Raw genomic sequence first — 18,905 nt, 5'->3', positions numbered from 1 at the left:
TTCCCCGCCCGCCGCCCGGGCCCGTCGTCCGGCGGCAGGGCCTAGCGCTCGCCGCCCGGCACCCACAGCACGTCCCCGACCTCCTTGTTGGCCGTGCGGGCCAGGATGAACAGCAGGTCCGACAGGCGGTTGAGGTAGGTCGCGGTGAGCGGGTTCATGACCTCGCCGTGCACCTCCAGGGCGGCCCAGGTCGAGCGCTCGGCACGGCGGACCACCGTGCACGCGTGGTGCAGCAGGGCCGCGCCGGGCGTGCCGCCGGGCAGGATGAAGCTGCGCAGCTTCTCCAGCCCCTCCAGGAAGCGGTCGCAGTCCGCCTCCAGCTTGTCGACGTAGGCCTGCTCGACGCGCAGCGGCGGGAACTCGGGGTTCTCCACCACCGGCGTGGACAGGTCCGCGCCCACGTCGAACAGGTCGTTCTGCACGCGGGTGAGGACCGCGACGACCTCCTCGCCGAGGCCGCCGAGCGCGATCGCGGTGCCGATCACGGCGTTCGCCTCGTTGACGTCGGCGTACGCCGCGATCCGCAGATCGGTCTTGGCGACCCGGCTCATGTCGCCGAGGGCGGTGGTGCCCTGGTCGCCGGTCCTGGTGTAGATGCGCGTCAGATTGACCATGCGGCCAGCGTAGTTACGCCCCGGCCGTCGGGAAGACCCGCGTGCCGACCGCCACGGCGAGCCCCGCGAGCGCGAGGGCCACCAGGGTGCCGTACAGCATGGCGTACGTGCCGTACGCGCCCACGTACGCGTCCCGCATCGCGTCCACCAGGTAGCGCAGCGGCGTGACGCGGGAGAGCGGGTCGAGCCAGCCGGGCGCCGGCGTCATCGGCAGCATCAGGCCCGAAAGGAGCATGGCCGGCATCGTCGTCGCGTTGACGGTGGGCCCGAACTCCCGCGGCGCGCGGACCTTCACGGCCAGCGCGTACGACAGGGAGGCCGGCGCGACGGTCGGCAGCGCCACGAAGGCGAAGCCGATCGGGCCGCCGGCGAGCGGAGCGCGCAGCCCCATCGCCACGGCCGCCAGCACCAGCAGCACCGCCTGGAAGACGAACAGCGCGGTGCCGCGCAGCACCCGGCCGAGCAGCAGCGCGAGCCGGCTGGCCGGGGTCACCCGCATCCGCTCCACCACGCCGTGGTTCTGCTCGATGATGATCGCGAAGCCGGCGAACGAGGCGCCGAACAGCCCGAGCTGCAGCAGCAGGCCGGGCTCCAGCACCTGCCACGGGCTGCCGCGCGAGCCCGGCGGCGGGTCCGTCAGCAGCGGGCCGAAGAAGAGCAGGTAGAGCAGCGGCATGAGGATGCCGGAGAGGATCTGGAACTTCGCGCGCAGGGTCTGGCGGGCGTAGCGCCCGAAGACCAGCGCGGTGTCCTGCAGCAGCACGGTGATCACGTCCTGGTGCCGTGACCGGAAAGGTCTGCCGTGGGCTCGCGGCGTCCGGTGCGGTGCGTCGCGAGACGGAGGACCGTCCTCGTACCGGGCGTACCCGGGTGGCTCCGGCAACGCGGCGTGGGGGTCCCCCTGCTCGAAGAGCCAGGGGGAGTGCCGTGCCGGGCGTCGTGAGCCGGTGGACCTCTCCGGTCACGGCACTAGACGGCCACGGGGGCGGAGTCGGCCGGCACGGGACCGCGGCCGGTGATGGCGAGGAAGGTGTCCTGGAGCGTGGCGCCGGCGGAGCCGCCGTAGCGCCGTTTGCACGCGTCCGGGGTGCCCTCGGCGGCGACGACGCCCCGGTCCACGACGACGGTCCGGTCGGCGAGCGCGTCGGCCTCGTCGAGGTGGCGCGCCGCACTGCGCTTCCGGCTGTGGGCCCTGCGGCAGGAGGTCACGGAGAACCTGGAGGCGGCCCTGCGCGAGGTGACGGGCGCGGACCCCGCCGACCCGCTGCCCGCCCTGGTGGCCGGCCAGATCGGCTGGACGCCACAGCACCGTGATGGGGCTCATCGGCCGCGAGACGGTCGCCGGGCGCGACCCGTCGGAGGTCTCCCGCGAGATCCTGGACGTCCTCGACGAGATGGAGGACCTGCCCGGGGAGAAGGTCCTCAACTACGCGGTGCGACAGGCCGCGTGAGCCATCCGGTGTGATGTCCGTCAGATGAGACGTGACGCGCATTACTTAGCGGTCACATACCGTCTCCAGAGCGCTATCGTCCGCCGGGAGAGCATACGTAAACAGCGTGTAAGGGGTCGGACAGTGGCAGGGAAGCTCGCCGTGATCGGAGCCGGACTCATGGGGTCCGGTATCGCCCAGGTCTCCGCCCAGGCGGGCTGGGACGTCGTCCTGCGCGACGTCACCGACGAGGCCCTGACCCGCGGTACCGACGCCGTCAAGGCGTCGTACGACAAGTTCGTCGCCAAGGGGAGGCTGGACGCCGCCGACGCCGAGGCCGCGCTCGGCCGCATCACCGCGACCACGGACCTGGACGCGGCCGCGGACGCCGACGTCGTGGTCGAGGCCGTCTTCGAGAAGCTCGAGATCAAGCACGAGATCTTCCGCGACCTCGACAAGATCGTGCGCCCGGAGGCGGTCCTGGCCTCCAACACCTCCGCCATCCCGATCACCAAGATCGCGGCGGTGACGTCCCGGCCGGAACGCGTCGTCGGCGTGCACTTCTTCTCGCCCGTCCCGATGATGCAGTTGTGCGAGCTCGTCCGCGGGTACAAGACCAGCGACGAGACCCTCGCCACCGCGCGGGGGTTCGCGGAGTCGGTGGGCAAGACCTGCATCGTCGTCAACCGCGACGTGGCCGGCTTCGTGACGACCCGGCTGATCTCGGCGCTCGTCGTCGAGGCGGCCAAGCTGTACGAGTCGGGCGTGGCCACCGCCGAGGACATCGACCTCGCCTGCAAGCTGGGCTTCGGCCACGCGATGGGGCCGCTGGCCACGGCCGACCTGACGGGCGTCGACATCCTGCTGCACGCCGCGGGCAACATCTACACCGAGTCCCAGGACGAGAAGTTCGCGCCGCCGGAGCTGATGCGCCGGATGGTGGACGCCGGTGACATCGGGCGCAAGAGCGGGCAGGGCTTCTACTCGTACTGAGTCGGATCACCCCTCGGGGTGAAGGGCGGTATCGGTTCGCTCACAAGGGGCAACCTCTGCCGGTCGACCGCAGTCAGTCCTTGAAACACCCGTCCTTGGTCCACACAGTCGGAGAAAGAAGCACTCTCGGGGAGCGCATATGCACATCAGGGGCGACCACGCCGGGCTGGCCGTCGGGGGCCGCCTCGACGTCCACAGCGCGGCGGACGCCCGTACGGTCCTGCACTCGGCCGTCGACGACGGAGTCGGCGACCTGGTGCTCGACCTGTCAGAACTGGACTCCTGGGACGCCACCGGGCTCGGCGTGATCATGGGGGTCCACCGCAGGGCGGGGCGGTGCGGCCGGAGGCTTGTGCTGCGCGGCGTACCGCCGCAGATGCAGCGCCTGCTGGTGGCCACCCGGCTGCACCGCATCCTGGCGATCGAGGGCGGCATCGGAGTGGAGTCGCTGCCCCGGGTCTGAGGCGCCCTTGGCCGCCGGGACCCGGTGCGGGCCCCTCCCGCACAGGCCGGAACCGATCGTGCCGCCGTGCGCCGGGACGGGCCCCCGGGGGAGACTCGGGTGACCCCGGGGAAACCCGCACGGCCCGTGCAATCGGCACGAAGCCGTGACGTCTCGGACGGCGCGGTACCCCGTGTGTTCGGAGATACTGTGCCAAGGTTTAGGGTTCGGCTGCCCGCCGCTCGACGAACCCGCGAGCGGACACCGGACCAGAAGCGACAGCGCAGTGTGCGGCAAGGCCGGGGAGGGCTCGGCACACGACGCTTTTGGGGGCTTTCACCTATGGACCCGACGAACCGGGGAGCCGAAGAGCACGGCCAGGACGTCGGCCGCGCGCCCGTCCGGCGCCCGCCGCGCGATCCCCTGACGCCCGACTTCGGCCAGCACGGTCTCGCCCGTACCGTCCAGCTGGTCACGGGCGACTTCCTGCTCACCGTCAACCCCGTCGACGGCAGCGAGATCGAGCGCTGCCCGCCGGGCCGCCGGCCGGCGCGGCCCGTCAAGCGCGCCGCCGCCGAGCGCACCGACCTCGCGCGCGCCGCCCAGCCGCCCGTCCCGCCCGGGCCCGCGCTGCCGCGGCTGCCGCTCCTGGAGCGCCAGGAGGAGCGCGAGCGGCTCGTACGGCTCCTCGCGCGCGGGCGCTCCGTACGGCTCACCGGCCCCGCCGGCTCCGGCCGCACCGCGCTGCTCGACGCCGTGGCGGAGGACTGCGCCGACCTCGCCCCCGACGGCGTGGTCCGCCTCAGCGGCTACCACCGCACGGCGGCCGAGCTGCTGCACGACCTGTTCGCCGCCGTGTACGACGCGCCGCTGTACCGGCCCGACCGGGACGAGCTGCTCGGGCTCGTCCACGAGATCGGCGCCGTCGTCGTCCTGGACGACCTGGAGTTCGGCGGCGCCGCGCTCGACGAGCTGCTCGACGCCACACCCGAGTGCGCCTACCTCGTCTCCGCGACGCCCGACGTCGCCGCGCCCTCGTCCGACTCGCTCCTGGAGGAGATCTTCCTCGGCGGCCTGGGCCGCGCCGGCGGCCTCGAACTCCTGGAGCGGGCCACCGGGCGCCCGCTGACCGAGGAGGAGGCCAACTGGGCGGGCGACCTCTGGTTCGAGTCCGAGGGACTGCCGCTGCGGTTCGTGCAGGCCGGCGCGTTGCTGCGGCAGCGGGACCGGCTGCGCGCCGAGGCGCGGGACACCCCCGGGGACGCGCCCGCCGACGCGCCGTTCGACGCGCCCTTCGGCACCGGCGACGACGCGGAGGGCGAGCGCGACGTACCGCTGCCGTCGCTCGCCGAGGGCGCCGCGCCCGCCGCGCTGCTCGCCTCCCGGCTCGGCGAGTCGGCGCGCGCCACCCTGCGCTTCGCCGTCGCGCTCGGCGGCGAGGTGCCGCACCAGGCGCACCTGCCCGCGCTGATCGGCGACACCCACGCCGACGCCGCCCTCGCGGAGCTGCTCGGCTGCTCCCTCGTCGCGCCGGTCGGCTCCCACTACCGGCTGTCCGCCGGCGTGCTGACCCAGCTGGAGGCGGCCGGCTACGCGGACGACGCCGAGACCGAGGCGCTCCACGCCGCCGAGCACTACGCATGGTGGGCGGGGCACCCCTCGGTCACGCCGGAGCGGGTCTCCGCCGAGGCGGACGCCGTCCTCGCGGCCCTGACCCTGCTGGCCCCGCTCGCCACCGCCCCCGAGGAGGAGGACGCGGAGAGCACCGCGGTGCGGCTGGCCCGCGCGGCCGCGCCCGCCTTCGCCGCCGGGCTGCACTGGGGCGCCTGGGAGCGCGCGCTGCGCGCGGGGGCGGAGGCGTCCCGGCTCGCCGGCGCGGTCGCCGACCAGGCCTACTTCCACCACGAACTGGGCGTCCTCGCGCTCTGCGGCGGACAGCTCGACCGCGCCCGCGCCGAGCTGGAGGCGTCCATCGGGCTGCGCGGCGCCCTGGCCGACAAGCGCGGCACGGTCGCCGGGCGGCGCGCCCTGGCCCTGGTCGAGGACCGCTCCGGCGTGGACCTGGCCGGCCTCGCGGCGGCCGCGGCGGGACCGGCGGCGCTCGGACCCGCGGGCGGCTCGGCGGCCGGCGAGGAGGTGTCCGGCGCGCGGTACGAGGAGTCGGCGTCGCCGGGCACCGGCGTGCCGGCCCCGTTCCCGGCGCTCGACCGGCCGCCCACCGTCGTCACGCGCCAGGCGCCGGCCGCGCGCCCGAAGGGCGTCAGGGGGCTCGTCCACGGCACCCGGCGCAACCTGGCGGCCGCGGGCGCCGGCGCCCTGCTCGTCGCCGTGCTCGGTACGGTCGTGACGCTCGGGGCGACGTCGAACAACGACGACGGCGCACCGTCCGAGAAGGTTGGCGTGAATCCGTCGGCCAGTACGGACGAGGGCGACGCCGGACTCGGCGCGGACTCGCCGAAGAACGACGACTCCAGCGCCACGAGCCGGCCCGCCGACCCGGGCGAGGACGGGGTGCTCGGCACCGCCGACGACCCGGCTCCGAGCGGCAGCGCCGAGGCGGAGCCCTCGGACCGGCCGAGCGGGTCGAAGGAGCCGGAGGACGACGAGGAGACGTCGAAGTCGCCGTCGCACCCGACGACGAAGCCCCCGGCCGGATCGCCGTCCCCCAAGCCGCCGACGAGCAAGCCGTCGCCGTCCGAGCCGCCCTCGGAGACGCCGACCTCCGAGCCGTCGCCGTCCGAGCCGTCCACGGAGGAGCCCCCGCCGGAGGAGACGCCGTCCACGTCGGACTCGGCCGGCGCCCCGGCCTCCAGCCCGGCGCAGAGCAGCGGTTCGGCGAGCGCCCCGTCGCAGTCGTCCGCGGACCCGGGGGCGGACGAGTCCGAGGTGATCTGACGACGGCACCGCCGGCCGGTCCGGTGCCGGTGACCGGCCCGCGTCCCTGGGCACGGGAGCGCCGAGCCGAGGGAGCGCGGACCCCCGTACGGCCGCCCGGAGCGACGGAGAGGGCCGGATTCCGCGGGGAATCCGGCCCTCTCGGTGTCGGGGAGGGTGCCCGGCCGTCGCCGGGCGCCCGTCAGAACAGCCGCAGCTTGTCGTCCTCGATGCCGCGCAGCGCGTCGTAGTCCAGGACGGTGCAGCCGATGCCGCGGTCCGTGGCCAGCACCCGGGCCTGCGGCTTGATCTCCTGGGCCGCGAAGATCCCGCGCACCGGTGCGAGGTGCGGGTCGCGGTTCAGCAGCTCCAGGTAGCGGGTGAGCTGCTCCACGCCGTCGATCTCGCCGCGCCGCTTGATCTCCACGGCGACCGTCTGGCCGCTGCCGTCCCGGCACAGGATGTCCACCGGTCCGATGGCCGTCATGTACTCGCGGCGGATCAGCGTGTAGCCCTCGCCGAGCGTCTCTATGCGGTCGGCCAGCAGCTCCTGCAGGTGCGCCTCCACGCCGTCCTTGATCAGGCCCGGGTCGACGCCCAGTTCGTGCGAGGAGTCGTGCAGGACCTCCTCCATCGTGATGATGAGCTTCTCGCCCGCCTTGTTCACGACGGTCCAGACGCCTTCGTCGTCGCCCGAACCCTCCTTCAGGGTGCAGGGCGGCGACATCCAGTTGAGGGGCTTGTAGGCCCGGTCGTCCGCGTGGATCGAGACGCTGCCGTCCGCCTTCACCAGGATCAGGCGGGGTGCCGACGGGAGGTGGGCGGTGAGCCGGCCCGCGTAGTCAACGGAGCATCGGGCAATGACGAGACGCATGGTCGGCAACGCTACTCGACTGTCCCGGGTGCACGCGATCCGCCCGTGCGTCCCGGCTGTTTCCGGCCCCGCTGCGCGCCGTCGCGCCCCCGGCCGCGCGGTGCGCGGAGGGCCGCCGCACCCGCGGCGCCGCCCCGTGCCCGCCGGGCGGAAGGGGCCCCGGCGGTGCGGGCGCCGGCCCGCGGCCACCGTACGAAAGTGGCCAATTGTGCGCCCATGGGAGCGGAACCGTCGCCCCCGCGTCCTGGTGCGGCCCCCGCCACCGTGCTTACGGTATGAGCGGGAGGTCGCGGTCCGTGCACACAGCGTGTCCGGAGTCGCTGTCTCCTGCCCTGTCCGCCAACCCCCGCAGCATCCGGGGGTGCGAGAGGAGAACCCATGTCGCTGGACGTCTCACCGGCCCTACTCGAACAGGCCGAGCGAGGCGAGGTCGACGAGGCAGCATTCGTCGACTGCGTCCGGACCTCCCTGCCCTACGCATGGGAGATGATCAGCTCTCTGGTGGCCCAGCTGAAGGTCGACGGCGGAGCGTTCGCCGACAACCAGACGCCGCCGCCGGACGAGCAGGCACGCGGCCAGCTGCTGCGTGCGCTCGCGAGTGACGCGATCCGCGGTGCGCTGCAGCGGCACTTCGGAGTACGGCTGGCCTTCCAGAACTGCCACCGGGTGGCGGTCTTCCCGCTGGACGCCTCGGTCGACGAGACCCTGGCCCGCTTCACCTCGGTACGCAGCCAGCTGCTGAACCAGTCCCCGGAGCTCCGGGACTGCTGAGGCGGGAGCGCCGCACGGCCTGCCGCTCCCTGCGCGGGAGGTGCCACTGCAGCGCAGCGGCAGGCCGTGCGTCGTGCGCGCCGCCGTGCGCGGGCCCGGTGCGACGGACCCGGCCGGCGGGCGGCTCAGACCAGCCGCGGCAGCACGTCCGCGCCCAGCCGCCGCACGTTCTCCTCCGTGGCCGCCAGGTCGCCCGAGCCCTCCACGAGCAGGGCGAAGCGCGAGATGCCCGTGCGCTCGGCGGTCGCCGCGAGCCGGTCCGCGCACAGCCGGGGGGTCCCCACCGGGTGCAGCCCGCACAGCAGCTCCGTGTACGCCAGTGGGTCGCGCCTGGCGCGGGCGCGGCCGTCCACCGTCACATGGGCGTCCAGCCCCTGTTTCAGCCATCCCGGCATCGCCTTCAGCAGGGTCTCGACCGCGTCCGTGCGGCGGTCGGCGATCTGCGCGACCCCCGCCGAGACATGCGCGGCGCCGTCGATCTCCTCCGGGCTCCGGCCCGCCTCGCGCGCGCACTGCCGCCACAGGGCGACCATCTCCGCCTTCTCCTCGTCCCCGACGTGCATGCCGAGCAGCATCGGCAGGCCCCGCGCGGCGGCCAGCCGGACGCTCGCCGGCGAGGTGCACGCGACGACGACCTCCGGTCCGGGGCCGCCCGCGAGCGCCTCCGAGGGGCGGGGGACCACCGGCACCTCGCGGAAGGCGAAGCGCTCCCCCGCCGCCCCGACGTGGGGCTCGCGCAGCCAGCGCAGCAGCAGGTCGAGTGATTCCGGGAACCCCTCCTCGTACGCCCTGAGACCCGCGCCGAAGACCTCCAGGTCCACCCACGGGCCGCCGCGCCCCACGCCCAGCGAGAAACGGGCGCCGGACGCGGCGTGCAGCAGCGCGGCCTGCTCGCCGAGCGCCACGGGGTGCGCCGTCGGCAGCACGCTGACGGCCGTGCCGACCCGGATGCGGCGGGTGCCGCCGAGCAGGAACGCGGCGAGCGTGACGGCCGACGGGCAGGTGCCGTACGGCACGAAGTGGTGCTCGGCCAGCCAGACCGAGTCGAGCCCGGCCTCCTCCGCGACCTGCGCCGAGCGCACCGCGCGGTGCAGGGCCTCTCCCTGGCCCTGCCCAGGGAACTGGGCCGCCAGGACAAAACTTCCGATGCGCATCAGACTCCTTGCCTCCCTCGGGGCCGACGCGGCTTCCCCGAACGGAATAACCGTCTGGCACGTGCCAAGGACACGGCCGCTCGGTGAGATTGACGGATTGTCCGGAGAACGAGGCGATCGCCGGGGGAGATGTGGGGGAACCGGTGTGATACACGTCGCCCTGGTGACGCCGCGTACGCTGGACGCGTCCCTGCGTTCCCGACGAATCCGTGAGGTGTCCCGTGTCCCCGCGCCGCAACCGACCCAAGGGCGCCGGCCTGTCAGGACCGAGCGCGGACGAGGACAGGTCCGGTCGTTACGGCGGCTGGCACGTCACCGAGACGTGGCAGGGCGAGGACTGGTGCGTACGCCATGTGGCGGGCGCGAGCACGCAGGGCAAGACGTACCGCTGCCCCGGCTGCGACCAGTCGATCCCCTCCGGCGTCCCGCACGTGGTCGCCTGGCCGCAGTACGCGGGCGTGGACGACCGGCGGCACTGGCACAAGGCGTGCTGGAACGCGAAGGACCGCCGCACCACGCGGGCGCAGCGGTCCCGGAACGCCCCCAGGTACTGAAGGGGCGGCTTCAGACGTCGCGCCGCTCCAGGAGCGCGAAGGCGCCCGCGATCGCCGCGGCCGTCACGACCGCCAGCAGGACCAGTTGCGCGGTGCCGGTCTCGTTCGCCTCGCCCATGTGGAAGATCTTGGCCAGCGCGTTCGGGGCGTTGTAGTCCAGCATCTTCTCGCCGACCGGCCGCAGGCTCTGCGACAGCAGCAGGAACGCGGGCATGATCGCGGGCACCAGGACGAGGCCCAGCATCGCGGTGATCGCGCCCGCCGAGTGGCGCAGCATCGAGCCCACCGCGAGGGCGAGCACGCCGAGGAGCGAGACGTACAGCGCGCCCTTGACGACCGTGCCGCCCCAGGCGACGCCTCCCGCCCCGCTGTGCGTCGCCTCGGTGAACAGCCCGACCAGGGCGATGGCGAGGGCCGAGACGACGAACGCGACCGCGAAGAACACCAGCAGCTTGGCGGTCAGCACCCGGTGGCGCTGCGGCGAGGCCGTGAACGTCGTGCGGATCATGCCGGTGCCGTACTCCGAGGAGACCACCAGCACGCCGAGCGTGATCAGGCAGATCTGCCCGAGGATCAGGCCGAAGAAGGCCGGCAGGGTGTACGGGACGTCGCCGTACTCCTGGTCGCCCGTCTGGGCGGCGACCAGGAACCCGATGCCGATCACCAGCCCCAGGAAGACGCCGAGCGTCCACATCGTCGAGCGCACCGACTTGATCTTCGTCCACTCCGAGGCGAGGGCGTGGCCGAGGTGGGTGCGGACGACCGGGATGGGCGAGGTGTACGTGTACGGCGTGCCGGACGCCGCCTGCGGACCGGGCGCGGCGTACGGCTGCTGCGGCGGGGAGGGAGGCGTGGTCATCGGGCGTCCTTCTGCTGGGTCGGCTCCGGGGCGGGCGCGGCGGCGGGCGGCCGCGCGGGCGCCTGTGGCGGCTGGGCGTAGGGGTTGGGCCGTCCCGCGGCGGGCGGTCCGGCCGGGGCGGCCCCGTACGGGCCCGCGGGCGGCTGCGCCTGCGGCATGGCGAAGGGCTGCCCGCCCTGCTGGGGCGGCGGCGGGGCGTACCAGCCCGGCTGGCCCTGTCCCGGCACCGGCATCTCCGGCGGCGGCAGGGCGCCCGGCGGCGGCTCCTGCTGCAGCCCCGAGCGCGGGTCGGTGGTGGAGCGGTAGTCGACCGCGCCCTGGGTCAGGCGCATGTACGCCTCCTCCAGGGAGGCCTGGTGCGGTGACAGCTCCCACAGGCGCACGTCCGCCTCGTGCGCGAGGTCGCTGATGCGCGGCAGCGCCAGCCCGGTGACGCGCAGCGCGCCGTCGGGCTCGGGCAGCACCTGGCCGCCGGCCTCGGTCAGCGCGGAGGTCAGCTTCTCGCGCAGGCGCGGCTCGGTGTCGGGGGTGCGCACCCGGGCGAAGCCGGCGGAGTTGTGCGCGATGAAGTCCTTGACGCTCATGTCGGCCATCAGCTGGCCGCGGCCGATCACGACGAGGTGGTCGGCGGTCAGCGCCATCTCGCTCATCAGGTGGGAGGAGACGAAGACCGTGCGACCCTCCGCGGCCAGGGACTTCATCAGGTTGCGCACCCACAGGATGCCCTCGGGGTCGAGGCCGTTGACCGGCTCGTCGAAGAGCAGCACCTGCGGGTCGCCGAGCAGCGCCGCCGCGATGCCGAGCCGCTGGCCCATGCCGAGCGAGAAGCCCTTGGAGCGCTTCCGCGCCACGTCCTGCAGGCCGACCACGCCCAGCACCTCGTCCACCCGGCGGGCCGGGATGCCCGACAGCTGGGCGAGGCTGAGCAGGTGGTTGCGGGCGTGCCGGCCGCCGTGCACCGCCTTGGCGTCGAGCAGGGCGCCGACGTGCCGGGCCGCGTTGGGCAGCTTGCGGAACGGGTGGCCGCCGATCGTCACGTGGCCCGCGGTGGGGTTGTCCAGGCCGAGGATCATCCGCATCGTCGTGGACTTGCCCGAGCCGTTGGGCCCGAGGAAGCCGGTGACGTGGCCCGGCCGTACCTGGAAGGAAAGGTTGTACACGGCCGTCTTGGCGCCGTAGCGCTTCGTCAGGCCGACTGCCTCGATCATGCTGCGCACCCATCGAAAGGTTCCGGACGTCGGGGCGCACGCCCCCGTAAGGGTTAGGAGCTTATCGAGGCGCTGACGGTTCCGGAGAAAGAGAAGTAAATCGCCGCAGGTCACACGTCCCATACCGGGTATTCCACCCGTGGTTGCTTGTCAGGTACGCGTCCTGCCTGGTCAGGGGCGCGACCGGGAAACGATCATGGCTTGCGGGCAGGGGGAGCCGGGGGCGCGGGGCCGTGGGGGCTACGCGTCCCGCTTCCTCAGGAGCGCGTACCCGCACGCCAGGGCCGCCACGGCCCACAGGGCCATGATGCCGAGCCCGCCCCAGGGGCCGTACGGGGTGTCGTCGCCGGGCGCGGTGACCACCCGCATGATCCTGCCGCCGGCCTGGTCGGGCAGGTAGCGGCCGATCCTCTCGGTGGCGGAGACGTTGCCGAGGACGTTGGAGATCAGGAAGAAGAACGGCATCAGGATGCCCAGCGACAGCATCGGGCCGCGCAGCATCACCGCGACGCCCATCGAGAACACCGCGATGAGGGTCATGTAGAGGCCGCCGCCGACCACCGCGCGCAGCACGCCGGGCCCGCCGAGCGAGGTGCTGTGCCCGCCCAGGGCCGCCTGCCCGGCGAAGAACGCGGCGAAGCTGGTGACCATGCCGACGACGAGGGCGAGCGCGGTGGCCACCGCCACCTTGGCGGCCAGGAACACACCGCGCCGCGGAACCGCCGCCAGCGAGGTGCGGATCATGCCGGTGCTGTACTCGCTCGACACCACGAGGACCCCGAACACGATCATCGCCAGCTGGCCCAGGCTCGTCCCGGCGAAGCTGACGTACGTCGCGTCGAAGGCGACCCGCTCCCGCGCCGGCATGTCGTCCCACTCGCTGCGCACGAGCGCCGAGATGAGCACGCCGAGGCCGACGGTGACGACCACGGCGAGGCCCAGCGTCCACGCCGTGGACGCCACCGACCTGACCTTGGTCCACTCCGACCGGAGCACCCGGACCGCGCCCACCGTCACGTCACCTTCCCGCCGCCCCGGCCGCCGCCGGCGTCTCCCCAGCCGCCGGAAGAGGTCTCCGCGCGCGCGTGGTACTCCACCGACTCCGCCGTCAGCCGCATGAACGCCTCCTCCAGCGAGGCCTGCCGCGGGCTCAGCTCGTGCAGCACGATCCCGTGCCGCGCGGCCAGCTCGCCGATCCGCTCCGCGGCCGCGCCGTCCACCTCCAGGACGCCGCCGCCCGCCTCGACGGGGACGGTCCCGGCCGCGCGCAGCACGTCGAGCAGCTGCTCGCGCTGCGGGGAGCGGACCCGGACGTAGGAGCGCGCGTTGTGCCGGATGAAGTCGGCCATGGAGGTGTCGGCGAGCAGCCGGCCCTGGCCGATGACGACGAGGTGGTCGGCGGTCAGCGCCATCTCGCTCATCAGGTGGGAGGAGACGAAGACCGTGCGGCCCTGCGCGGCCAGCGATTTCATCAGGGTGCGGATCCAGTGGATGCCCTCGGGGTCGAGGCCGTTGACCGGCTCGTCGAACATGAGGATCCGCGGGTCGCCGAGCAGCGCGCCCGCGATGCCGAGCCGCTGGCCCATGCCGAGGGAGAAGCCCCTGGCCTTCTTGCGGGCGACCGCCGTCAGGCCGACGGTGTCGAGGACCTCGTCCACCCGGGAGCGGGGGATGCCGTTGCTCTGCGCGAGCGCCAGCAGGTGGTGGAAGGCGCTGCGGCCGCCGTGCAGGGCTTTGGCGTCCAGCAGCGCGCCCACGTGCCGCAGCGGGTCCTGGAGCCGGCCGTAGGGGAGTCCGTCGATCCTGACGGCGCCGGCGGAGGGCCGGTCGAGGCCGAGCACCATCCGCATCGTCGTGGACTTGCCGGAGCCGTTCGGGCCCAGGAAGCCGGTGACGACGCCCGGGCGCACGGTGAACGTCAGCCCGTTCACCGCGACCTTCTCGCCGTAGCGCTTGGTCAGCCCCTCGACCTCGATCATGCGGCCACGCTAGAACGGGACGAAGCCCCCTGCCACCGGGAAGCGGCAGGGGGCTTCGCGCACGCGCGAGGCGGTGTTACCGGGAGGACTGCTGGGCCGGGACACCGCGCGAGACCGGCTCGTCGTCGGTGGACGGCGTGCCGGCGGCGGCCACGGCCGCACCGGTCAGCGTCGCCAGCATCTCGCGGACGTTCGTCAGCTGCGCGTTGATCGAGTCGCGGCGGTTGGTGAGGGCCGCCAGCTCGCGCTCGGACTCCGAACGGATCCGGTCCGCCTTGGCGTTCGCGTCGGCCACGATGTCCTCGGCCTGGCGCTGGGCGGTCTCGACCGTCTGGCGGGCGCGGCGCTCGGCGTCCGTGCGCAGCTTCTCGGCCTCCAGGCGCAGCTGCTCGGCGCGGTGCTCGATCTCGGCGAGCCGCTTCTCGGCCTTGGCCTGGCGGGAGGCGAGGTCGCGCTCGGACTGCTCGCGGCGCTTGGCGAGGTTCGTCTCGAAGTCCGCGGCGGCCTGGGCGGCCTTGGCGCGCGTCTCCTCGAAGAGGGCGTCGGCCTCCTCGCGCTTGGACTGCGCGTCCTTCTGAGCCTCGGCCCGCAGCGCGGAGGCGTCGCTCTTCGCCTTGTCGACGATCCGGACGCCCTCGTCCTCGGCCTTGGCCTTGCGCTCGGCGGCGAACGACTCGGCGTCGTTGCGCACCTGCTGGGCGGCCGACTCGGCCAGCTCGCGGTGCTGCTCGGCCGCGCGGCGGGCCTCCTCTCGCAGGTCCTTGGCCTCTTCCTCGGCGAGACGCAGGATCTTCTCGACGCGGGCGCCGAGGCCGGCGTACGACGGCTCCGCGTCGGTCACCTGGGCCTGGGCGTTCTGCGTCTCGAGGTGCAGCTCCTCGATGCGCTTCTCGAGAGCGGTGATCCGGGCCAGAGCGCTGTCACGGTCGGAGACGAGCTTCGAGATGCGTTCGTCCACCTGCGCGCGGTCGTACCCACGCCGCACAAGCTCGAAGCCGTAGGGGGAAGTGTCGCTCATGGGGTTCCTGTCAACTGAGACCGGTGTGAGGTGATAGATGGAATCCTAGGGGTCAAAGCGGCGTGTCATCGAGCGGAAGCCATATCGATCTGGAGAATGACACCCTTTTTGGTGGCTAACTGTCGGAGTGCTTGCCAGAGCCTGTGCGGATGATTCGTCCAAAGCACGAGACTGACCGTTTTGGCTAGCCATCCGACGACTTCCCACCCGAACGGGGCGCCCCGACCGTCGCCCCCGCCTTGACGCCGCCGTCCTTTCCGCTTGACGGCGCCTCGAAGGACTCCAGTGCCTCCAGGACGTCCTGGACGCGGGAGATCTCCGCGTTGATGTCCTCGCGGCGGCGGACCAGCACGTCGAGTTCGCGCTTGCCCTCCTCGACCGTACGCCTGGCCTCCGCCTCGGCGTCGGCCTTGATCCGCTCGGCCTCGCCCACCAGCGCGGACTTCTTCTGCTCGGCCTCCTTCAGCAGCCCCTCGGCCTTCTTCACGGCGGCGATGCGCACCTTGCTCGCCTCGGAGTTGGCCTCGGCGAGCATGTCCTTCGCCTTCGCCTCGGCCTCCGCCAGCTGGTCCTCGGCGGCCTTCACCAGCGCGTCGCAGCGCTCGCCCGCCGACTTCATCGCCTCGGCCGACTCGCGGCGGGCCCGCTCGTGCAGCTCCTCGATCTCGGAGGTGATCCGGTCGCGCAGCTCCTCCGCCCGCTCCCTTATGGCGGTGGCGTCCCGGCGCGCGCCGACCAGCAGTTCGTCGGCGTCCGTACGGGCCCGCTCCACCAGGCCGTTGCCCTCGATCGTCGCCTCGGTGACCAGGCGCTCGGCCTCGTTGCGCGCCGCGCCGACCATCGTGTCGGCCTGCGCCTCGGCGTCCGCCGTCGTCTTGAGCGCGCTCTGGCGCGCCTCCGCGACCAGCTTGTCGGCCTCGACGGCGGTCTCCGAGATCAGCTTGTCGACCTGCTCGGCAGCCTCCGAACGCCGCTTGTTGGCGTCCTTGCGGGCCTCGTCCAGCGTCCGCTCGGCCTCCTCGCGGGCGGCCGCCGTGACGCGCTCGGCCTCCGCCTCGGCCTCGGCCCTGGCCCGCTCCGCCTCCGTGCGCAGCCGCTCGGCGTGCTGCTGCGCGGAACCGACCGTCTCGGCCGCCTCGGCGCGCAGCCGCTCGGCGTCCCCGGTCGCGTCCGCGATCAGCCGCTCGGCCTTCGCCACCGCGTCGGCGCGCACCCGCTCGGCCTCCTCGGCCGTCTCCGAGGTGAGCCGCTCGGCCTCGGCGGTCGCCTCGGTGATCAGGGTGTCGGCCTGCGTGGCCGCGTCCGAGCGGATGCGGTTGGCGTCCTCGCGGGCCTCCGCCCGGGTGCGGGAGGCGTCCTGCTCGGCGCCCGCCCGGGTGTCGGCGGCCTCCGTGCGCGCCCGCTGGGCGTACTCGGTGGCCTCCGTGCGCAGCCGGTCGGACTCGGCGATCGCGTCCGCGACCGTGCGCTCGGCCAGCGCCTTGGCGGCCTCGGCCTCCTCCTGCGCCTCGCGCCGCACGCGGGTGCCGTCCTCGGCGGCGCGCTCCCGCTCCGCGTAGGCGTCGGCACGGACCCGGTCCGCCTCCTCCTGCGCCTCGGTGCGCGTGCGCTCCGCCGCGTGCTCGGCGGCCGAGCGCAGCCCGGCGATCTCCTCCTGGGCCTGCTCGTGCAGCCCGGCGACCGAGTCGCGCACCTGCTGGGCGGTCTGCTCGGCGGCCGACACCAGCTCCGCGGCCCGCCGGTCCGCCTCCTCGACCAGCCGCGCGGCCTCGGCCTGCGCCTCCTCCACGCGCTTGCGCGCCGAGGCCAGCAGCTCCTCGCTCTGCTCGCGCGCCCGCTCGCGCTCCTGGTCGGCCTCCTGCCGGGCGGAGCCGAGCAGCTCCTCGGCCTCGCGGCGGCGTCTCGCGGCCTCCTCCCGGGCGGCGGACAGCGCCTCGGCGGCCTCGGCGTCCAGCCGCTCGGCGGCGGCCTGCGCCTCCGCGCGCACGCGGTCGGCGCTCTCCTGGGCCTCGGTCCGCAGCCGCTCGGCCTCGGCGGCGGCCTCCGAGCGCAGCCGTACGGCGACGGCCTCGCCCTCGGCGCGCGAGGCGGACGCGTCCGCGGCGGCCTCCGTGCGCAGCCGCTCGGCCTCCGTCTCCGCCTGCGCCTGCAGGGTGCGGATGCGCTCGGCGGACTCCGCCCGCAGCCGGTCGGTCTCCTCGGCGGCCTCGCGGCGGATGCGCTCCGCCTCCGTACGGGCGTCGGTCAGCGCCTGCTCGGCCGCGGCCAGCCGCTCCTCCACCTCGGTGCGCAGCCGGGTGAGCTCCTGCTCGGCCTCCTCGCGGCGGGCGGTGACGGCGCGCTCGGTCTCCTCGCGCAGCTCGGCCGCGGCCTGCTCGGCCTCCGCCTTGAGCGACTCCGCCTGCTCGACGACCTCGGCGCGGTGCCGCTCGGCCTCCGTGCGCGTGCGCTCCAGGGTCTCCTCGGCCTGCCGGCGCAGCGTCGTGGCGCGCTCGATGGCCTCCGTGCGCACCCGCTCGCTGTCGGCGGTGGCGGTGGAGCGCAGCTCGTCCGCGTCGGCCTTGGCCTTGGCGAGCAGCTCCTCGGCGGTCCTGGCGGCCTCCTCGATCTGCTGGACGGCCTCGCGCCGCGCCTCGGAGCGGATCCGCTCGCCCTCTTCGACGGCGTCCGCACGCAGCTGCTCGGCCTCGCCGCGCAGCCGGCGCGCCTCCTCCTGCAGCTCGACGGTCCTGGCGCGGTACTCCTTGGTGTCGTCCTTCGCGGCGCCCTTGAGCTCCTCCGCGATGTCGTGCGCCTCGGAGCGCAGCCGGTCCGCCTCGGCCTCCGCCTCCTTGCGGATGCGCTCGGCCTCCTCGGCGGCGGCCTTCGTGGTCTTCTTGGCGTCCTCCGAGGCCTTGTTCAGGACCTCCTCGGCGGTGCGGGCCGCCTGGGACAGCTGGGAGGCGGTCTCCTCGGCGGTGATCGTGCGGGCCTTCTCGGCGGCCTCGGCGACGATCTTCTCCGCCTCGGCCCGGGCGTCGGCGACGATCTGCTCGGCGTCCGCCCTGGTGGCCTCCGCCTCCTTGGTGGCCTCGCCGACCAGGCGGGCGACCTGCTCCTTGGCCGTGCGCGTGCGCTGCTCGTTCGTGGACTCGGCGCTCGCCAGGGCCTTGGCCGCGGCCTCCTTGGCCTCGGCGACCACCTTGTCCGCCTCGGCCCTGGCCTTGCGCAGCGCCGCCTCGGCCTCGGACATCCGCTCCTCGGCGGCCCGGCTGACCTCGGCGGCCTGGCGGCGCGCGGCGTCCGACTCGGCGGCGCCGGCGCTGCGCAGCCGCTCGGCGTGGTCGGTGGCCTCCTGCGCCTGGGTGGAGGCGGCGTTCAGCATCCGCTCGGCGTCCGCGCGGGCGCGGCGCAGCAGCGCGTCGGCCTCCGCGCGCGCCGCCTCGGCGTCCGCCTGCATGCGCTGCCGGGCCTCGGCGGCGATCCGCTCGGCCTCGGCGCGGGCGGCGGCGAGCGCCTGCTCGGCCTCGGCGCGCGACTCGTCCAGCAGGCGGCGGGCCTGCTGCTCGCTGCGGGCGCGCAGCTGCTCGGCCCACGACACGTTCTCGTTGACGTGGGACTCGACGGTCTGCCGGCGCTCGGCCAGCTCCTGGTCGAGCTGCTGGCGGCGGGTGACCGCCTCCTGGTGCAGCTCCGCCTGCAGCCGTGCGGCCTGCTCGGCGTGCTCCTGGAGGATGCGCTGCGTCTGGGCGCGCGCCTCGCGCAGCTCGCGCTCGGCGTCCTGGCGCAGCTGGTCGGCCTGGATCTGGGCGTTGCGGAGCAACTGCTCGGCCTGGTAGCCGAGATCGGCGCCGTCGTAGGCAGGACGGGACGCGAGGGCGCGCCGTGCCTCGTGCAGCTTGGCGCGCAGCACCTCGACCTGATAGCCGAGGTCCTCGGCGTGCTGGACGGCCTTCTCCCGCTCGGTCTTCAGCCGCTCCATCTCGGCCTCGAACCGAGAGAGGTGGTCGACGTCAGCCGCCGGCTCTCGCTCCTGGCGTTCGTAGCCCCGCACTGCGCGGTCCCATCCGTCCCCTGGTCGCACGTCTGTCCATACGAGCTCCGTCCATCCGCCGAACGGTGCCCCCGGGGAATGGTGTCAGATCAGCGGCGGAGC

Annotated in this window: 15 protein-coding genes and 2 pseudogenes; 6 read left to right on the top strand and 11 right to left on the bottom strand. The window is 74.2% G+C overall.

Going from position 1 to position 18,905, the window contains the following annotated elements:
• Positions 1-41: 41 nt before the first annotated feature.
• From IE271_RS03390 to IE271_RS03380, 3 genes and pseudogenes are all read right to left on the bottom strand, one after another.
• On the bottom strand, positions 42-614 hold the full coding sequence (locus IE271_RS03390; protein WP_190188629.1) for a cob(I)yrinic acid a,c-diamide adenosyltransferase: 573 nt from the start codon (positions 612-614) through the stop codon (positions 42-44).
• 13 nt (positions 615-627) lie between these two features.
• Positions 628-1,377, bottom strand: coding sequence for an ABC transporter permease (locus IE271_RS03385; protein ID WP_190188968.1), 750 nt, complete (start codon positions 1,375-1,377; stop codon positions 628-630).
• A 206-nt stretch (positions 1,378-1,583) separates the two neighbouring features.
• A pseudogene (locus IE271_RS03380) lies at positions 1,584-1,775 on the bottom strand (ABC transporter ATP-binding protein); the annotation flags it as partial.
• 10 nt (positions 1,776-1,785) lie between these two features.
• Between IE271_RS03380 and IE271_RS41635 the strand changes: the two are divergent.
• The 4 genes and pseudogenes from IE271_RS41635 to IE271_RS03360 form a co-directional block, all read left to right on the top strand.
• Positions 1,786-2,065: pseudogene (locus tag IE271_RS41635) on the top strand (TetR/AcrR family transcriptional regulator); the annotation flags it as partial.
• A gap of 123 nt (positions 2,066-2,188) precedes the next feature.
• Positions 2,189-3,037, top strand: a complete 849-nt coding sequence (locus IE271_RS03370; RefSeq protein ID WP_190188627.1) for a 3-hydroxyacyl-CoA dehydrogenase family protein — start codon at positions 2,189-2,191, stop codon at positions 3,035-3,037.
• A 139-nt stretch (positions 3,038-3,176) separates the two neighbouring features.
• The gene (locus IE271_RS03365) at positions 3,177-3,500 is read left to right on the top strand and encodes an STAS domain-containing protein (RefSeq protein ID WP_190188626.1); all 324 of its coding nucleotides are present in this window, start codon (positions 3,177-3,179) and stop codon (positions 3,498-3,500) included.
• A 321-nt stretch (positions 3,501-3,821) separates the two neighbouring features.
• Positions 3,822-6,374 (top strand): ATP-binding protein, encoded by a 2,553-nt coding sequence (locus IE271_RS03360; protein WP_190188625.1) that lies wholly within the window; start codon positions 3,822-3,824, stop codon positions 6,372-6,374.
• Between the two features lie 181 nt (positions 6,375-6,555).
• On the opposite strand, the gene nucS is transcribed toward IE271_RS03360, so the two are convergent.
• Entirely contained in the window at positions 6,556-7,227 is a 672-nt protein-coding gene (nucS, locus tag IE271_RS03355; protein WP_190188624.1) for an endonuclease NucS, read from the bottom strand.
• A 378-nt stretch (positions 7,228-7,605) separates the two neighbouring features.
• Between nucS and IE271_RS03350 the strand changes: the two genes are divergently transcribed.
• Positions 7,606-7,998, top strand: coding sequence for an SCO5389 family protein (locus IE271_RS03350; RefSeq protein WP_190188623.1), 393 nt, complete (start codon positions 7,606-7,608; stop codon positions 7,996-7,998).
• Between the two features lie 125 nt (positions 7,999-8,123).
• On the opposite strand, the gene IE271_RS03345 is transcribed toward IE271_RS03350, so the two are convergent.
• Entirely contained in the window at positions 8,124-9,152 is a 1,029-nt protein-coding gene (locus IE271_RS03345; protein WP_190188622.1) for an LLM class flavin-dependent oxidoreductase, read from the bottom strand.
• 221 nt (positions 9,153-9,373) lie between these two features.
• Between IE271_RS03345 and IE271_RS03340 the strand changes: the two genes are divergently transcribed.
• Positions 9,374-9,706, top strand: a complete 333-nt coding sequence (locus tag IE271_RS03340) for an Rv1322 family protein (protein ID WP_190188621.1) — start codon at positions 9,374-9,376, stop codon at positions 9,704-9,706.
• A 10-nt stretch (positions 9,707-9,716) separates the two neighbouring features.
• Here the strand turns inward: IE271_RS03340 and IE271_RS03335 are convergent, their stop codons facing one another.
• The 6 genes from IE271_RS03335 to scy all read right to left on the bottom strand — a co-directional run bounded on the left by IE271_RS03335 (position 9,717) and on the right by scy (position 18,803).
• Complete coding sequence (locus IE271_RS03335; protein WP_190188620.1) at positions 9,717-10,565, bottom strand: ABC transporter permease; 849 nt, start codon at positions 10,563-10,565, stop codon at positions 9,717-9,719.
• On the bottom strand, positions 10,562-11,773 hold the full coding sequence (locus tag IE271_RS03330) for an ABC transporter ATP-binding protein (RefSeq protein ID WP_190188619.1): 1,212 nt from the start codon (positions 11,771-11,773) through the stop codon (positions 10,562-10,564). Before IE271_RS03330 ends, IE271_RS03335 begins: the two co-directional genes overlap by 4 nt.
• 240 nt (positions 11,774-12,013) lie before the next feature.
• On the bottom strand, positions 12,014-12,784 hold the full coding sequence (locus IE271_RS03325) for an ABC transporter permease (RefSeq protein WP_190188967.1): 771 nt from the start codon (positions 12,782-12,784) through the stop codon (positions 12,014-12,016).
• A 2-nt stretch (positions 12,785-12,786) separates the two neighbouring features.
• The gene (locus IE271_RS03320; RefSeq protein ID WP_190188618.1) at positions 12,787-13,752 is read right to left on the bottom strand and encodes an ABC transporter ATP-binding protein; all 966 of its coding nucleotides are present in this window, start codon (positions 13,750-13,752) and stop codon (positions 12,787-12,789) included.
• A 76-nt stretch (positions 13,753-13,828) separates the two neighbouring features.
• A complete protein-coding gene (locus IE271_RS03315; protein WP_190188617.1) occupies positions 13,829-14,770 on the bottom strand; it encodes a coiled-coil domain-containing protein in 942 nt (313 codons plus the stop codon).
• 184 nt (positions 14,771-14,954) lie between these two features.
• Complete coding sequence (gene scy / locus IE271_RS03310; RefSeq protein WP_190188616.1) at positions 14,955-18,803, bottom strand: polarized growth protein Scy; 3,849 nt, start codon at positions 18,801-18,803, stop codon at positions 14,955-14,957.
• Positions 18,804-18,905 lie beyond the last annotated feature (102 nt).

Origin of the sequence: Streptomyces minutiscleroticus, assembly GCF_014650875.1 — a bacterium.
GTDB lineage: Bacteria > Actinomycetota > Actinomycetes > Streptomycetales > Streptomycetaceae > Streptomyces > Streptomyces minutiscleroticus.
Note: the sequence above shows the minus strand (reverse complement) of the source record. Positions and strands in the feature narration are given on the sequence as shown.

Bases quoted from the DNA above. Each gene is read 5' to 3' on its own strand.
- nucS (WP_190188624.1), bottom strand. From the start codon at position 7,227: ATGCGTCTCGTCATTGCCCGATGCTCCGTTGACTACGCGGGCCGGCTC.
- IE271_RS03335 (WP_190188620.1), bottom strand. From the start codon at position 10,565: ATGACCACGCCTCCCTCCCCGCCGCAGCAGCCGTACGCCGCGCCCGGT.
- IE271_RS03360 (WP_190188625.1), top strand. From the start codon at position 3,822: ATGGACCCGACGAACCGGGGAGCCGAAGAGCACGGCCAGGACGTCGGC.
- IE271_RS03390 (WP_190188629.1), bottom strand. From the start codon at position 614: ATGGTCAATCTGACGCGCATCTACACCAGGACCGGCGACCAGGGCACC.
- IE271_RS03365 (WP_190188626.1), top strand. From the start codon at position 3,177: ATGCACATCAGGGGCGACCACGCCGGGCTGGCCGTCGGGGGCCGCCTC.
- IE271_RS03320 (WP_190188618.1), bottom strand. From the start codon at position 13,752: ATGATCGAGGTCGAGGGGCTGACCAAGCGCTACGGCGAGAAGGTCGCG.
- IE271_RS03350 (WP_190188623.1), top strand. From the start codon at position 7,606: ATGTCGCTGGACGTCTCACCGGCCCTACTCGAACAGGCCGAGCGAGGC.
- IE271_RS03330 (WP_190188619.1), bottom strand. From the start codon at position 11,773: ATGATCGAGGCAGTCGGCCTGACGAAGCGCTACGGCGCCAAGACGGCC.
- IE271_RS03345 (WP_190188622.1), bottom strand. From the start codon at position 9,152: ATGCGCATCGGAAGTTTTGTCCTGGCGGCCCAGTTCCCTGGGCAGGGC.
- IE271_RS03315 (WP_190188617.1), bottom strand. From the start codon at position 14,770: ATGAGCGACACTTCCCCCTACGGCTTCGAGCTTGTGCGGCGTGGGTAC.